We start from the raw sequence: 14,935 nt of genomic DNA on the forward strand, positions 1-14,935 counted from the left end.
AGACTGCCGTGACGATGCTGCTGCCTTCGGTCGAGGAGGCCACCGCGATCGAGGCGCGGGAGGTATCCGCGTGGTTCGGCGAGCGGAAGGTCCTCGACCGCGTCTCCCTGGACATGCCCGCACGCTCGGTCACCGCGTTGATCGGGCCGTCCGGCTGCGGCAAGTCAACCTTCCTGCGCATCCTGAACCGGATGCACGAGCTGATTCCCGGCGCGACGCTGGCCGGGGAGGTGCTGCTGGCGGGCGACGACATCTACGCGCCGGCGTGGAAGCTGACCGAGGCCCGCCGCCGGATCGGCATGGTGTTCCAGAAGCCGAACCCGTTCCCGGCGATGTCCATCTACGACAACGTCACGGCCGGGCTGAAGCTCACCGGCACCAAGGTGAAGCCGGCCGACCGCGACGACCTGGTCGCCGAGTGCCTGCTGAAGGCCGGGTTGTGGAAGGAGGTCCGCGACCGGCTCCGCCAGCCCGGCGGCGCCCTGTCGGGTGGGCAGCAGCAGCGGCTGTGCATCGCCCGCGCGCTCGCCGTCCGCCCGAAGGTGTTGCTGATGGACGAGCCGTGCTCGGCGCTGGACCCGACGTCGACGCGCCGGATCGAGGAGACGATCGAGGACCTCAGCGGCGAGGTGACCATCGTGATCGTCACGCACAACATGCAGCAGGCGCAGCGGGTTTCGGCGCAGTGCGCATTCTTCCTCGCCGAGGAGGGGGCGCCGGGTGTGATCGTCGAGTCCGGTCCGACCAGCGCGATGTTCGACCAGCCGGTCGACCAGCGGACGGCGGACTACGTTCACGGCCGTTTCGGCTGATCCGCGGCTCCGGCGATGGTGAATTCGAAGTGAACAACGTTTATTCTCGCTGCTGGCAGCGCGCCGCTGACCCGGGTCTTCGGCGTCCCAACCGCCATCGGCGCACCACCCGCGTGCCGATGGCGGTGTAGCGGCGCGGACATGATCCACTACGGTGAGCTGAACCTGGGGGCCCCGACCGCAGGGAGCCGTCATGCCGACCCTCACCACCGTGGCCGACTGGACGATCACCGCGTCCGGCGACACGGCGACCTTCACGCACGCCGCCGCCGGTGGCTACTGGGCACCGCGGGTGTGGAGCGGCCGCGGGCTCGCGATCGCCGAAGCCGACCTTCCCGCCCTGGACAAGGTGGTCGGTGAGGTGCTGAAGCTGCCGATCTACTGGCTGGCTCGCGCCAGGCGTGGCGACTCCGGCGCCGGCGACGCTGCGATCTGGTCGGAGCCGCGGTACGACCCGGACGACGAGTTCGTCTACCTCACCGGTCCGTGTCGCATGGATGCGCCGGCCCCTGGGTATCGGCCAGCTCCGACCTTCGACATCGACCTGGTCCACCTGCGGGGGCCTGCGGATTAGGATCGCCGCCTACCGGGCGGCGTCCACCGGCCGGTAGCGCTCGGTCCGCGGATCGAGGCGCGGAGGTCGGGTCATCGGCCGTCCCACGGCCGCCCGGCCAGCAGGTTGGCCACCCACCCCAGCGCGAGCTGACAGAGCGCGGCTTCGGCACCGCGCCGATGGGCGACGATGGCGTCGTCGCGCCACAGCATCAGCGCTGTCGCTCCGCCCGCGGCCGGGGTCAGGCCGACCACCCAACGCCGGCCGCCGAGGGTGAGGACGCGCTCGGCGGTGGTCCAGTGCCCGCGCGTGCGGGTCACCGTCCAGGCCGGGATCCTGTCGAGTTCCGCGACGGACGTCACCCTGCCGTCGGGCTCGCCAGGACGGCCGTTCATGTCGCCACTTTCGCACATCGGAGCTGGCGAACCCGGGAGCTCAGAGCCGCACGTCGGGATCTTCGGTCACCGACCGCAGCGCCGTCACCGTCGGGTGGCCCTCGGCCAGCAGCCGGGCGTCGCTGTCCGGCGGCAGCTCACCCTCGACGACCACGGCCGCGAGGCTGATCACGCCGTCACCTGCGTGCTCGACGCGGCTGCGCACCGTCCCGAACTCGGCCAGCCCGGCCCGCCGCGGTGTCCCCACCTCAGCGCGGTCGGGAACGTTCAGGTTCAGCACCGACCCGGCCGGTAGGGCGGCGAGCCGCTCGAACAACGTCGCCGCGACCGCGACCGCGGCGTCCCAATGCGGCTGCGGTCGCGGCTCCAGCCCGACATCGAGGGACACCGCCAGCGCACGGGCGCCGTTGAGCGAGGCGGTCAAGGCCGCCCCGACCGTGCCCGAATGCAGCACGGCGCGGCCGACGTTCGCGCCGTGGTTGACACCGGACAGCACGATGTCCGGCGGGTCACCGAACGCTCCCTGGGCCGCCGCGAGCACGATCAGCCCAGGGTGCGCAGCGACCGCGTGGGCGGGCACGCCGGGCAGGTCCGGCAGTTCTCGTCGCTCGACCGCGATCCGGCCGTCGTCCCCGGCGGCGGACAGGCCGGCGCTGGTGCCGCTGGCCTCCGCCGCGGGCGCGGCGACGACGACGGTCCAGCCGTGGTGGACCGCGCCCCGGGCGAGCGCCACCAGGCCTGCCGAGCTGATGCCGTCGTCATTCGTGATCAGCGCACGCATACTCATGGCCGGGTTTCAGCGCGGCTCGTCCTCGGTGTCCTCGTCTGCCGGGATGATCACGTCGGGTCCGGTCTCGCCAGGGCCGAACCCCTCGGCGGTGTCCGGCGCACCCTGGCCGGCGTCGGCGGCCGCGATGTCCTGCTTGCCCGTCTCCGGGTTCGGCTCCAAAGGTGAAGTCGTCATGGTCGTTCTGTACCCGGCCCGCCGGTTTTCACGCACATCGACGGCCGTACCGCAAATCCGGTGCCGGAAGTTCACCAGCCAGGCACCTTTCCGGTCTCCTCCTGGCGATGCTCGGCGGTCACCATTCCGGTGCCCGTACGAGACGAGGAGGTTCCGTGCCCGCTTCCCTGCTTTCCCGGACCGCGCAGCGGCTCGCCGTGACCGTCACCGCGGTGGCGGCCACGCTCGGTGTCAGCACTGCGGTGGCCGACGCCGCCGTGTACAGCTCCTGCACGCAGACCCGCTGCGCCGATGCCCGCTCGGCCAACACGACGTGGCAGAGCAAGGGCTACCCCGGCACGCGCGGCTGGTACGACTGGCCCGGCGGCAAGTGCAACTACGCGGGTGGCACCTACCAGAACCGTGAAGGCGAGCTGCCCGCCGGCCACTCCTTCCGCGAGTTCGACGTCTACCCACGCACCTGCGGCGCGGCCCGCGACGCCTACCGGATCGTCGTCGACCTGACTACCGGCGTGGTCTGGTTCTCGCCCAACCACTACACGGATTTCTACAGAATTTGACCCGGCCGTCCGGCCTCGTCCTCTGAGTGGAGGACGAGGTCGGCTTCGGGGAGAGCGTCCTTCGCCGCTCGCTCCTGTTCCCTCGGGACGCCGTGGAGCTCGACGCGGATGGGGCCCAGGCGCTGCAGCCGGACGAGGTCCTGGACCGGTTCGTCGATGGTCAGCGTCAGCCGGCGCAGGGTCGGCAGCGCTTCCAGCTCGCCGACTTCCTCGACGCTCGGCACGCCGGCGATCGTGACCGCTTCGACGCCGGCCAGCCGGGTGATGCCGCGCAGGTTGCGCTGGTCCGCGCGCACCGCGACCTCCAGCTCGCCGACCCGCAGCCCCTCCGGGAGTAGATCGAGACCCTGGGCGAGCGTCCGGTGCCGCAGCGACAGCCGGGGCAGGCAGATGTCGTCGAGCGTGTGCAGGGCGTTGATGGCGCCGAGCGAGCCGGAGTGCAGCCGCAGATCGGTGATCCGCATCCGGGCGAGCGCCGACAGGTCGGTGATCGCGCTGCTGAACCCGGAGATCCACAGCGACCGCAGGCCGGTGCAGTCGACGAGGCCGTCGAGGTGGTCGACCACCTCGTTGGACTTGAGTTCCAGGTGCTGCAAGGCGTGCAGCCGGGGCAGCGGGTGGATGCCGCGGGCCCGGTCGTCGAGGGGGACGTCGCCGACCAGCTGGATGGCCGTGAGGGTGCGCAGGTGGTGCAGCCGCCGCAGGACGTCCCATCGGTGGACTTCCAGCAGGTAGTCGCCGAACTCGACGTTGGCCAGGGACGTGGTCGCGTAGTCCTCGGAGTAGTCGTTGTACCGCCAGGCGCGCAACAGCTCGTTGATGACCGACCGGCCGTGGGTGCCGCTGAACTGCCGGATCTTCTCCCACGACTCTTCGCCGCCGATCAGGGCGAGGGTGCGGATGACGTGCGCGGCGATCCGGTCGGGGCGCTCGCCCGTGCGCGCGGCAAGCTCGTCGATCTCTCCGGGGCCGGGCAGCAGGTCGATCACGAACGAGCCGGCCTTGGCGAGCATCTCGGCCTCGTCGAACCCGGCGGGCGGGATCAGGCCGCGCACGGCGGCCAGGACGTCGGTGCGGACCTGTTCGGGCTCGATGACGTCGACGTGGCCGAGCGCCGCGGCGGCCAGCAGGACCAGCCGGTCGGCGACCTCCCGGTCGCGGCGGGTGCCGCGCCGGCTCGCGCGGTCCAGCAGGCGGGCGAGCAGATCGCCGGCCTCGGACGCCCGGGCCTGCGCCGCGACCATGAACACGACCTCGTTGAGCGCGTCGTCGTGGGCGTGCTCGACGACGTAGCCGATCTCGCCGGCTTTGACGAACTCGCCGGCGGCGAGGAAGTCGCGGAAAGTCCGGTGCACGAACGCGATGCGATGGTCGGCCGCGTTCTCCCGCAGGACACCGCTGCGTTCGAGCAGGTGCCTCAGCACCAGAGCCGGGTCGACTCCCTGGGAGCGGAGGCCGGACATCGCGCGGCCGAAGCGTCTGGTGGCGTCGTCCCGGTGGACCAGCAGTTCGGCGTTGCGGACCATCGGGGCGGCGAACCGCTCGAGCAGGATGATCTTTTCCTTGTCCGACATCCGCAGCTCGTCTTCGACCTGAACGCCGCGGCGGGTGTCCCATTCGCCGAGCAGCAGCTGGAGCGCTTTGTCCAGCAGATCCTTGCGGCTCTGCGGCAGGTACATGTTCTCGCGGCGGTAGAGGGCGCACAGCAGCGAGCAGAGCAGGGGACTCGAGACCAGGCCCCGGACGTCCGGCCGGGCTGCCAGCGCTTCGGCGAGCCGCTCCTCGCAGTCGGTCAGCCAGTTCCGCTGCAGCTCTTCGGTCTCCAGTGCTCGCGCCGCGGCGTACCAGTGTGCGACGAGCTCACGCATGCCGCGGCCGCTCAGCGGGAGCAGCTCGTAGCGCGACAACGGGACGTCGGCTGAGGGCCAGTCCTCGTCGACCGCCGACGGGCGGGTGCTGATCACGTACCTGGCTTCGGGATAGCCGCGCCGCAGGTCTTCCAGCCAGCGCCGCACCTCCTCACGGCGGGGCAGGAGCACCTCGTCGACACCGTCGACGAGGACCATCGCCCGGCCGGACCGCAGCAGTCCGCTGACCCAGCCCTCGGGCTTCTCGCCGGCGAGCGGCGGCGCGCTCACCCGGACGAGGTCCTCAGGCTGGGGCAGCTCGCCGTCGGCGAACTGCCGGAGCGAGACGAAGAACGGCACAACGTCGCGCCACGGGTCGTCGTCTTCGGCGCCGGGTGTGGTGGTCGCGGCCGTGTGGGCCAGCCACTGCAGCAACGTCGTCTTTCCGGCTCCGGCGCCGCCGAGGAGCAGGACGTGCCGGTCGGTGGCCAGGGCGTGCGCGGCGTCGGTGCCGGTTCCGGTGAGCGCGGTATCGGTGGGGGAGAGCGAGCGGCGGGCCACCGAGGGGACCGAGTAGAACTCCGCGAACGAATGCCGCTCGGGCGCACGGCCCTGGCCCACCTGGAACAGTTCGAAAGTCCCGAACGAACGGGCCAGGTACGACCGGTAGTGCCGTTCGAACGCCTCTGCGGCGGAGCGAGCGCGGCGGTCGGGCTCCCGGCCGAGGCTCGACACCTGCTGCCGGATCTGGGTGATCTCGCCGGCCATCGTGGCCTGGACGGCGTGCATCACCTCGTCCACGGCCCGGGCCCGGCGGGCGATCCGGCGGCAGCACTCGGTCAGCAGCCGGTCGAACGCCTCGGTCCCGTCCGCGCCGAGAGCCGCGGATGACAGGGCACGTCCGCTCGCGGCGGCGACGCGCGACCGCAGCCGCGTTTCGCTGGTGAGCACGGCCGGGTCGCGGTGGACGAGGCCGCCGACGTCGGCGGCCTCCAGAGCCGCGGCGACAGCGTCGAGCGCGGCCTGCCAGTCCCCGTCGGAGAGCGCGGCGAACTCGGCCCGGCGGAGGTCGGCGAGGTCTTCTTCGGCGGCCAGCAGCTGCCGGGCCGGGTCGCCCAGGGCGCGGAGCTTGCGCTGCTCGCCCAGCCGGTCGGCGCCGCGTTCGACAGCCCACTGGTGCAGTGCGGAAAACGTGGCGCCGAGCGCACCGACCAGAGCGGACGACAACGGATCTACGGTGACACCCCCAAGATGGCCGAGCCGATGACCCGAGTTTAGCGGACTTCGTTCGGCCGACGGCTGTTCGCGAGTGTCAGCGGTACGCGGTGGTTTGACCGGCGTGGCCGCCGGGAAGTTCACGGGAAAGTTTGTCGACGCACGGAGGACGTGGCATGTCGCAGCACCCCGACATGGACGAGCTGGCTGCCAAGGGCGAAGACGACAGCTTCGAGGCCCTCGCTTCCCGGCTCATTGACGAGTATGGCGAAGAACGTCGTGACGACGTCCAGGCAGCGATCGCGGCTGAACGCCGGCGGCTCGACGACGCCGATGTCCGCAGCTTCCTGCCCGTATTGGTCGAGCGCTCGGTCCGGGATCGTCTCGAGCGAGCCTGATCCGGCCGCAGTTTGTCACGTGCGGGCTCTCAAACCGTGACGTCGTCATGTTCGGGCCGGTGTTCGTCGACGCTCTCCTTGGTCCGTCGGAGGCGCCGGAGAACGAGCAGGACGGCGACGAGCGCCAGGAGGAGCCCCACTAGCGTCCAGGGGACGGCCCACCCGTGGGCGGTGGTGTCGGCGGCGGGCAGAGGAGCGGTCGAGCCGGCCGCGTCGGTGAGCAGCGGAACCAGGGTCACCGTTGCGCCCAGGTACACCGCTGGGGTGACTGCGTGGACCGGCACGGAGACCTTCCGGGTCTCGCCGGGGAGCAGTTGCGGCGAGTCGGGGATGGCCGCGGCCGGGACGCGCCAGCTGCCGAACGGGCCGGAGACGGTGGCCGACTGCCGGGCCGCGAGGAGGGCGTTGCCGGTGTTGCGGACCGTGTAGGTCAGGGTGGCGTCCCCGGAACCGAACGGGTTCGCGGTGCCGGAGTAGGCCACGTCCAGGTTTTCGACCGACAGGCTCGGTCGCAGGTCGCCGCCGACGCGCACCCGGATCCGGCTGCCCACGCGGCGCTCGACGTCCCCCTGGGTCATCGAGGTCAGAATGCCGCCCACGTGGTCGCCGGACGGGGCACCGACCGGAATCGTGACGGTGAAAGGCACTTCGACCGTCTGTCCGGGTTGGACGGTGACGCGGTCGCGGCCCGGGTGGACCCACGCGCCGACACCGGTCGACGGCTTTCCTTTGGCCAGGAGGTCGAGCTGCCCGGTGTCGGTGGTGAAGGCGTCGGCGCCGTAGACGGCGAGGTCCAGCGGGCCGGGGTCGTGGTTGGTGATCACCAGGCCGTCGTCGATCCGTTCGCCCGCGTCAGCGGTGTAGCTGTAGTTGTCGCGGTCGGCGCCGAGGTCGTTGGCCGCCGTCGCCACCGTCCACGGTGCCTCGTCCTGGGCGGCCGCGGGTCCGGCGGTGACCCCGGCGACGGCGGCCGCGACCAGCAGGCTCACGGCGGCGCGGGCGATCGGGTGCATGGGGAGTCCAAGTCGGGAAGGTCCGCGGGGTGGGATGAGCCCACCCCGCGGACGTGTGTGGATCAGTTCAGCGTGGTGACGGTGCGTCCGGGGCCGGTGGCCGGCTGCTCGAGCCAGCACGGCTTGCCCGGCTCGGGCGACCCGTCGCCGTGGCCGCGGTGGGGGTGGATGACCACTTTGTCCACAGTGGACCCGACGGGCTGCGCCGGGGTGGCGCCGCTGTCCGGCCCGCACCAGGAGACCTTGCCCAGCTCGACCGCCGCGTTCGGCGCCGCGCAGGTGCCGCTGCGGAGGTTCTGGACGACCAGCTTGTCGTCCCGCACGCCGACCTTCACGTAGGTGCGGACGTGCTCCTGGTTCTCGACCGAGTTGGCCCAGTGGTTGCCCGGGTTGAGGGGGTCCGGGCCGTAGTTCGGGTCCTGGCTGGTGTCCGGCTCGGTCAGGTCGTAGTACTTCGAACCGGACGCGGAGTTCGCCGTCACGTAGATGACGCCGCCGGGACCCTGGGCGACCTGGGTGGCGCCGGGCTGTTCGGCCGGGTTGGCCTTCTTGCCGTTCTTGATCACGTAGCTGCGCGAGTAGCTGTGGTCGTGGCCCTGCAGGACCAGGTCGACGCCGAGGTTGGAGAACGCGGTCGGGAAGTCCTGGCGGCGCTGCTGGTTGTCCTTGTCGTTGGCGTGGTCGGCCGGGGAGTAGATCGAGTGGTGGTAGACCAGCACGGTGTACTTCGCCTTGCGGCCCTGCTTCTTGACGACGTCGGTGACGTAGCCGATGTGGGCCTCGTCGGCGCCGGTGGCGTAGGCGTTGCTGTTCAGGTCGATGAACAGCACGTCCTTGTACATGTACCAGTAGTCACCGCCCGAGCGGACGTTCGGGTCGCCGTTGTAGAACGCCGAGGAGCGGTCGGTGTTCGGCGTCCAGAAGTGCTGCTCGTAGGCCTTGCCGCCGACGTCGTGGTTGCCGATGGTCGCGGCCCACGGGTACTGGCGCAGCTTGTCGGGCGCCAGGAAGGCGTCCCACTGCGTTTCGGTGTTCGCGGATTCGACCTGATCGCCGCCCGAGACCAGAAGTTCGGCGTTGGGGTTGGCGCCGAGGGCGACGTTCAGGGTGTCGGCCCAGCCGGCGCCGTCCTTGGCGACGTTGCCCGACGAGCCGATCTGCGGGTCGCCGAAGAACAGGAAGTCGAAGTCACCGCGGAAGTCCTGGGTCTTGAACGTGTAGACCGGGGACCAGGTGCCGCCGGAGCCGACGCGGTAGGAGTAGCCGGTGTGCTGACGCAGGCCGTCGATGGTGGCGTGCGCGTTGAAGCCGCCGTTGACGCTGTTCGCGGCGACGGTGGCCGGGAAGGTCTGGGCGTTCTTCGGGAACTGGCCGTGCTTGACGCGGTCGGTCGGCGCGACCTGCACGACCTCGGCGGCGTTGGCCGAGGAGTACCAGCTCACGACGCGCTGGGACTCCTTCGCGCCGACGCCGAGGATGACGCCGGACAGCGTCACGGGTGTGTCGGCGGCGGCCGCGGTGACCGGGCCGGTGCCGAACGCCACGGCGACGCCCAGTGCCGCCGCGGTGACGCCGCGGGCGATCGATCTGGAGTACTTCATCGGGTTGGGTCCGTTCGGGTCAGGGGAGAGAGGGTTGACCGGCTCAGAGCGTTGACGCCGCCGGTGTGGCGCACGTGAACGAGGCAGGGCCGCCAGGTTGCGCACGCCCGAAGACCTGGCCGGTCACCCGCCGGCCACGCGCTGCACGAACCAGGTCAGGCCGGCCACGGACACGCCGGCGGCGATCGCGCCGGTCGCCCAGCGCGGCGCGACCGCCGACCGGCGCCGCAGGAGGGCCAGCAGCGGGAAAATCAGCGCGATGAGCGCCAGCTGCACGACCTCGATCCCGAGGTTGAACACGAGCAGCGACCAGAGCAACGTCCACGACCACGCGGCGTCGATGCCCAGCGCGGAGGCGAAACCCAGCCCGTGGGCCAGGCCGAAGCAGAACACCACGCCGAGGCGGATCCAGCCGGCCCGGTCCAGGCTGAAGCGGCCGTCGTCGGCGAGCTCGGGTGAGCCGCGCCAGAGCCGCCAGAGCGGCCAGGCGGCGACGACCGCGATCGAGAGCGCGATGAGCGGCTCGATGATCCCGGCCGGCACGTGCACCAGGCCGAGCGCGGCCAGGACGAACGTGACCGAGTGGGCGAGCGTGAACGTCGTCGCCGCGAGCACGATTTCGCGCAGCCGGCGGGAGCCCGCGATGAGCGCCAGCAGGAACAGGATGTGGTCGAGCCCGGTGAGCAGGTGTTCCGCGCCGAGCCGAAAGAAGTCCCAGAACCTCGCGGTCCAGGCCTGCCGGGTGGAGACCGACGGCTGCTGCGCGTCGAGCGCGGCGCTGCCCGAGGTCAGGTCGAGGGCGTAGGTGACGATCGTCTTCGCGTCGCGGACGTACTGCTCGGAGTCGGGAAACAGCGAGCTGGACACCTCGTGCGCCTCGGCTTCCGGACACCGGTAGTCCAGGACCATCCGCGCGTACGGAACGCCGTCGCGCTGCTCGATCGTGAAACCGCCGTCCTGCGTCGCGGCGCAAGCCTGCCCGTCGGCGGTCACGCGGAAGCGCTGGGTGACGTAGCCGGTGACCGGGCCAGCGTGGGCCTGCAACGCGGCGGCCTGGGCCGTCGCGTCGTGAGCGTCGAACGCCGCGGTGCCCTGTCGGAACAGCGGGTCGTCGTGCTGGGCGTCGGCGGTGGAGACGACCAGGAGGTCGTATTCGAGGCCCAGCGTGGCGCGGACGTGGCCCCGCTCGGGCGAGCTGAGGTCGGCGTAGACGGTCGACGAAAAGCCGTGCGCGTCGGCGACGGACCCGCCCAGCAGCACGGCCAACACGGCGACGGCAAAGGCAGCGACGAGACGGTGGCGCATGGTTCCTCTTTCCGGTCGCCCCGCAGACTGCAGGCGACAGGCGAACGCCGGGCAGACCACAGAAGAACTCCGGGCGGACGGCTGCCGACGGACGCCGCAGGACGCCGTTCGTCAGGTAGGAAGGGAGCGGCTTTCCCTTCCCGAGAGGACGTTCAGCTTGCGTTCGCGCCTTCGCATCACCGGCACGCTGGCCGCGATCGCCGTGCTGACCGGCGGGTGCGGCACCGCCGACGACTGGTCCACGCCGCACCCGGCGCCCACCGCGGTCGGCGTGCTCGCGCCCGGGTTCGTCACGACGTCGCCGACTCCGGAAGCGACGATCACGCCGAGCCCCGGCTCGTGGGACGGCGTCCGGCCGCCGAAGGGTTACCGCGTAGTGCTGCTGACCGCGGGCGACGATCAGCCGACGCGGACACTGGTGGCCGCGGTGACCGACTGGGCCGGGCAGGAGGGCGTCAGCCTCAAGACCGTCAACGCGCCGGACTCCGGCCGGTTCACCGAGAGCATCGACGAGGCGCTGCGGCTGGGCCCGGACCTGATCATCAGCACCGGCAAGGACCTCCTCGACGCCCTCGCCCTGGTCACGGCCAGCCACCTCGGCCGCCAGTTCCTCGTGCTGGGCGCCGAGCTGGCCGAACCGACGGCGAACGTCACAGCCGCCAACTGGCCGGGCGCCTCGTTCCGCGGCGAAGGCCTCGGCACGGCCACCGGTTACGACCCGGCGTCGTTCACCCCGGCCCGCGCGGCGGCAGCAGTCCGGGCCGGAGTGGCCAGTGTCCTGAGCGGACTGACCGGGATCGTGATCCGGCTTCCCTAGCGTGGTAACCGGCTCAGCCGGAGAACCTCTTCGCCAGGTCGCGGAGCCGTTCCACTGCTTCGGTCACCTGGGCGTCGGTAGTTCACGCCGGACAGCGGGCCTCGGCCAAGGCGCTCGACCTGCTCGGCGAAGCGCAGGTACTCCCGGTGGGCCCGCTCCTACAGCTGTTCGCTGGTCGAGAATTCGTCGGTCCAGCGCTGCGCGGTTGCGCAGACCTCGGCCTCGCTGCCACGGACGTGCTCGACGACCTCGCCGTCGGCCCACAGCATGACGGCGACCGTGCCGGGCCGGATCGGGGTCAGCCCGATCAGCCGGCGGTGCCCGTTGCGCTCGAGGACCCGCTCGGCGGTGAGCCATTGCCCCGTCGTGCCGGTGCGGGTAACCGTCCACATCGGATCCGAGGTGAGTTCGGCCACCGACCTGGGTACGAGTTTTTCAGGCTGCTCATACTCCACGCAGGCCAGCTTCGCACGGCTGGCCGCATCCGGTGATCCATGGGTGAATATCGGATGAACAACAGCTAACCTGTGCTCCGTGGAGGGCCGCTGGCCTGGCCCTTCCGTATTCCTCGGCCGGTCGGCGCACTATTCGCGTGCCGCTGGCGGCGCTGCACTACCGTGGCGGACTGGACGATCGCCACGTCCGGCGACACCGCGGCCTTGACGCACGCTGCCGCCGGCTACTGGGCACCGCGGACGTGGAGCGGCCGGGGCGTCGCGATCGCCGAAGTCGACCTTCCGGCCTTCGAAAAGGGGCTGGGTGAGGTGCTGAAGCTGCCGGTGTACTGGCTGGCCCGTGCCCGGCGCGGGGACGCGGCGGTCTGGTCGCCGCCGCGGTACGACCCGGACGACGAGTTCGTCTACCTCACCGGCCCCTGCCGGACGGACACACCCGATCCCGGCTACCGGCCTGCCTCGACGTTCGACATCGACCTGGTGCACCTGCGAGGCCTGCGGATCAGGATCGCCGCCTACCGGGCGCGCAGCTAGGCAGCCTCCACCTGGGCGTCCGTTAAATCGGCCGATCGGCGGAGGCGGGGGTGGTCTTCCGCGCGCCGGGCCGATGGACCATGATGGCGCGCACGAACGCGGTGGGGCTGACCCCGCGGTGTAGGGCCGGACCTTGGGCACGTGGAACCTGAGACGCCGTCCGGCTGCAGGGCGCGTCCACATCAGCCAAGGGGTAGATCTCCGAGGGGTGGCGAAGTCCGGCCCCGGGAACGACGAAGCCCCGGCCGAGTTGGCCGGGGCTTTCGTGGGGTGCCGGTCTGGGCACACTTCACCTAAGTGCCCACAGTGTGCAGAACGATCATCACGCTGTCCCGCATCAGGGGATGCTGGCTCGGCGAGCAGCTCAACCCTCTGTGTTGTTCGGAGGCATGAGCGTTACCTCATCCGGGTGATAACGGTTTCGTTGATTTACATCGTGTGCGCCATGGACCTGTGGCGTTCGAGCCCGATCTGCGGGCCGAGAGCGCGGAGGTAAGCAATGTGGATTGAGGTGGCTGTGAATGCGGCCGTGACCGTGGTGGCCACGGCCGGCGGCACGGTGCTCGGCGCGGTGGTCGCGGAGTGGTGGACGGCGCGGCGGCGGCGCCGCTGAGCGTGGCGCCCGCCGGGCTGTAGCAGCGGGCGGCACGGCCGCGACAACTCCTCCATGAGGAGCGAGCAGCAGCGGCGGCCGTGGCGTCGAGCGAGCCGACCGATGGCCGCGGGCGTGGTACTGCTGCTCCTAGGCCTGGGCCTGCGGTTCGACTGGATCGACTGGGCCGACCTCGCCAGCTGGGGTAGGCCGCGCGCACTGTGGCTGGCCGCCTTCGCCGCGGCGGCAGCGTGCGCGGCTGCCGCTTCCCGGCCCTGGTGGCCGGTGCGAGACCGAGCTGAGCGGGAGCGGGCGCCAGGGTTGAGCTGGTGGACGGTGGTCGCCGCCAGCGTGGTCGTCGGGGCGGTGGCGTGGGGCGCAACCAGCTGGCTGCTGGCCGAGGCTGACCGGGCCAGCAGTGCGGACGCGAAGGCGGCGGCGAAGGTCGATGCAATCAAGACAGGGCTCGGTATCGGCGCCGGCACCACCGGCATCTTCGCGCTCCTGCTCGCCGTCCGGCGGCAGACCTACCAGGAACGCGCCACCGCAGATACCACCTACGACGCCACCGAACGCCGGGTCACCGAGCTCTACACCAAGGCCGCCGACCAGCTCGGCTCGCCCAAGGCCGCCGTCCGCCTGGCTGGGCTCTACGCGCTGGAACGCCTCGGCGATGATCACGAGAGTCAGCGTTCCACCATCATCAACGTGATCTGCGCTTACCTGCGGATACACTACGCAGAGCCGGCCAAGCCCGACGACACCGCTAGCTTTGAGCAGATCGGGCGCTACGAAGACCAGGTTCAGGAGGCTCAGGTTCGGCTCACCGCGCTAAGCATCCTTCACAAGCACCGGACGCCAACACTGGGAACATTCTGGCCGGGGCATGTGAACCTCGATGGCGCGAACCTCGCCGGAGCAGATCTCGGCGCCGCATTCGGCTTCGGCGAGAACCTCCACGTCCCAGACTTTCGTGGTGCTGCCTTTGTCGGCTCGAACCTCTCTAAGGCGAATCTCACGGGCGTGATGTTCTTAGGAGCGGATCTCCGAGACGCGAACCTCGACGGCGCCAGCTGCTTTCGAGCGAACTTCACCACCGTGAACCTGGGCAGCACCATCCTGAGAGACGCGGATTTGAGAGAGGCTGAGTTCATCTATGCGAATCTCAAGGGTGCAGATCTAAGCAGCGCGAACCTTTTCGGCGCGCGTCTCAAGAACGCCTTCCTCGATGGCGCTACGGTCAACGACACCACGCAACTCCTGCTGCCGGAGCGCTACGAATTAGAGGGTCATCTGGTTGTCAGACGCCAGGGGCGGGAGTAGATCATGCGGTGACAGCCGAAGAGGCGATGCCACAGACCTGAGGCGAGAAAAGGTGTGCGACTGCACTTGCTTGCGGTGACTGGCAGTCGCTAGCGCTGGACCCCGCGGACACGACGCCGGAGGCCCTGAGCACGCTGGCGTTGAGTGATGTCGGTGCTCTTGCCGAGTGCGGCAAAATCGCTGCGGAGTCGGGCGGCGCGGTCGAGGACGCGGTGGACCTCGTAGACCCGGGGCTGGTCGGCCAGCGCGGCGACCGGCTCTGCGGTGGCCAGTTCGGCGACGGCCAGGTTGAGCCGGATCATCGTGGTTGGAGTCAGCCCCTCGGTGGTGGTGTCCTCGCATTCGTCGGCGGCGTCGATGGCCAGCTCGTCGCGCATGAGCTGGTCGTCGCCGGCGAGCACGTGGCGGCCCGGCCACGGCGGGGGTGAGCTTGAGCGGCTCGGCTTGACAGCGGGCGGAACGTTTCGCAGGATCCGAACAAATGTTCGATGAGTTCGGGTTCGCTCACGGCTTCCCACGTGGGCGTCTCCGGTGCGTGTTCGTGGTGCTGG

At 70.7% G+C, this 14,935-nt stretch carries 16 protein-coding genes; 7 read left to right on the forward strand and 9 right to left on the reverse strand.

The window, feature by feature from the left end:
- Window positions 1-14: 14 nt before the first annotated feature.
- Window positions 15-812 (forward strand): phosphate ABC transporter ATP-binding protein, encoded by a 798-nt coding sequence (locus tag ACLJPY_RS46585; protein ID WP_410597506.1) that lies wholly within the window; start codon window positions 15-17, stop codon window positions 810-812.
- 193 nt (window positions 813-1,005) lie between these two features.
- On the forward strand, window positions 1,006-1,386 hold the full coding sequence (locus tag ACLJPY_RS46590; protein ID WP_410597425.1) for a hypothetical protein: 381 nt from the start codon (window positions 1,006-1,008) through the stop codon (window positions 1,384-1,386).
- A 71-nt stretch (window positions 1,387-1,457) separates the two neighbouring features.
- Here ACLJPY_RS46590 and ACLJPY_RS46595 read toward each other — a convergent pair whose 3' ends face one another.
- The 3 genes from ACLJPY_RS46595 to ACLJPY_RS46605 are packed head-to-tail and all read right to left on the reverse strand — an operon-like array spanning window position 1,458 to window position 2,724.
- Window positions 1,458-1,760 carry a hypothetical protein gene (locus ACLJPY_RS46595; protein ID WP_410597426.1) on the reverse strand — a complete coding sequence of 101 codons (303 nt, stop codon included), beginning with the start codon at window positions 1,758-1,760 and terminating at the stop codon, window positions 1,458-1,460.
- A 40-nt stretch (window positions 1,761-1,800) separates the two neighbouring features.
- Window positions 1,801-2,547: a 5'/3'-nucleotidase SurE gene (surE, locus tag ACLJPY_RS46600; RefSeq protein ID WP_410597427.1), complete on the reverse strand. Its 747-nt coding sequence runs from the start codon at window positions 2,545-2,547 to the stop codon at window positions 1,801-1,803.
- Between the two features lie 9 nt (window positions 2,548-2,556).
- Window positions 2,557-2,724: a hypothetical protein gene (locus ACLJPY_RS46605; protein WP_410597428.1), complete on the reverse strand. Its 168-nt coding sequence runs from the start codon at window positions 2,722-2,724 to the stop codon at window positions 2,557-2,559.
- A gap of 155 nt (window positions 2,725-2,879) precedes the next feature.
- On the opposite strand from ACLJPY_RS46605, the gene ACLJPY_RS46610 reads away from it, so the two are divergent.
- Window positions 2,880-3,284 (forward strand): ribonuclease domain-containing protein, encoded by a 405-nt coding sequence (locus ACLJPY_RS46610; protein WP_410597429.1) that lies wholly within the window; start codon window positions 2,880-2,882, stop codon window positions 3,282-3,284.
- On the opposite strand, the gene ACLJPY_RS46615 is transcribed toward ACLJPY_RS46610, so the two are convergent.
- Window positions 3,272-6,490 carry an NACHT domain-containing protein gene (locus ACLJPY_RS46615; RefSeq protein ID WP_410597430.1) on the reverse strand — a complete coding sequence of 1,073 codons (3,219 nt, stop codon included), beginning with the start codon at window positions 6,488-6,490 and terminating at the stop codon, window positions 3,272-3,274. The genes ACLJPY_RS46610 and ACLJPY_RS46615 overlap by 13 nt on opposite strands.
- 32 nt (window positions 6,491-6,522) lie before the next feature.
- On the opposite strand from ACLJPY_RS46615, the gene ACLJPY_RS46620 reads away from it, so the two are divergent.
- Entirely contained in the window at window positions 6,523-6,744 is a 222-nt protein-coding gene (locus ACLJPY_RS46620; protein WP_410597431.1) for a three-helix bundle dimerization domain-containing protein, read from the forward strand.
- A gap of 29 nt (window positions 6,745-6,773) precedes the next feature.
- On the opposite strand, the gene ACLJPY_RS46625 is transcribed toward ACLJPY_RS46620, so the two are convergent.
- The 3 genes from ACLJPY_RS46625 to ACLJPY_RS46635 form a co-directional block, all read right to left on the reverse strand.
- The gene (locus ACLJPY_RS46625) at window positions 6,774-7,757 is read right to left on the reverse strand and encodes a DUF916 domain-containing protein (protein WP_410597432.1); all 984 of its coding nucleotides are present in this window, start codon (window positions 7,755-7,757) and stop codon (window positions 6,774-6,776) included.
- Window positions 7,758-7,819: 62 nt separating this feature from the next.
- Window positions 7,820-9,358: a fibronectin type III domain-containing protein gene (locus ACLJPY_RS46630; RefSeq protein ID WP_410597433.1), complete on the reverse strand. Its 1,539-nt coding sequence runs from the start codon at window positions 9,356-9,358 to the stop codon at window positions 7,820-7,822.
- Between the two features lie 123 nt (window positions 9,359-9,481).
- Complete coding sequence (locus ACLJPY_RS46635) at window positions 9,482-10,663, reverse strand: HupE/UreJ family protein (RefSeq protein ID WP_410597434.1); 1,182 nt, start codon at window positions 10,661-10,663, stop codon at window positions 9,482-9,484.
- A 157-nt stretch (window positions 10,664-10,820) separates the two neighbouring features.
- On the opposite strand from ACLJPY_RS46635, the gene ACLJPY_RS46640 reads away from it, so the two are divergent.
- Window positions 10,821-11,480 (forward strand): hypothetical protein, encoded by a 660-nt coding sequence (locus ACLJPY_RS46640; RefSeq protein ID WP_410597435.1) that lies wholly within the window; start codon window positions 10,821-10,823, stop codon window positions 11,478-11,480.
- A 158-nt stretch (window positions 11,481-11,638) separates the two neighbouring features.
- On the opposite strand, the gene ACLJPY_RS46645 is transcribed toward ACLJPY_RS46640, so the two are convergent.
- Window positions 11,639-11,935 (reverse strand): hypothetical protein, encoded by a 297-nt coding sequence (locus ACLJPY_RS46645; protein WP_410597436.1) that lies wholly within the window; start codon window positions 11,933-11,935, stop codon window positions 11,639-11,641.
- A gap of 162 nt (window positions 11,936-12,097) precedes the next feature.
- Between ACLJPY_RS46645 and ACLJPY_RS46650 the strand changes: the two genes are divergently transcribed.
- Both ACLJPY_RS46650 and ACLJPY_RS46655 read left to right on the forward strand, forming a co-directional pair.
- On the forward strand, window positions 12,098-12,469 hold the full coding sequence (locus ACLJPY_RS46650; RefSeq protein ID WP_410597437.1) for a hypothetical protein: 372 nt from the start codon (window positions 12,098-12,100) through the stop codon (window positions 12,467-12,469).
- A 715-nt stretch (window positions 12,470-13,184) separates the two neighbouring features.
- Window positions 13,185-14,384 (forward strand): pentapeptide repeat-containing protein, encoded by a 1,200-nt coding sequence (locus tag ACLJPY_RS46655; RefSeq protein ID WP_410597438.1) that lies wholly within the window; start codon window positions 13,185-13,187, stop codon window positions 14,382-14,384.
- Between the two features lie 89 nt (window positions 14,385-14,473).
- On the opposite strand, the gene ACLJPY_RS46660 is transcribed toward ACLJPY_RS46655, so the two are convergent.
- The gene (locus ACLJPY_RS46660) at window positions 14,474-14,761 is read right to left on the reverse strand and encodes a hypothetical protein (protein WP_410597439.1); all 288 of its coding nucleotides are present in this window, start codon (window positions 14,759-14,761) and stop codon (window positions 14,474-14,476) included.
- Window positions 14,762-14,935 lie beyond the last annotated feature (174 nt).

The organism is Amycolatopsis sp. lyj-23 (genome assembly GCF_046549135.1).
Classification (GTDB): Bacteria; Actinomycetota; Actinomycetes; order Mycobacteriales; family Pseudonocardiaceae; genus Amycolatopsis.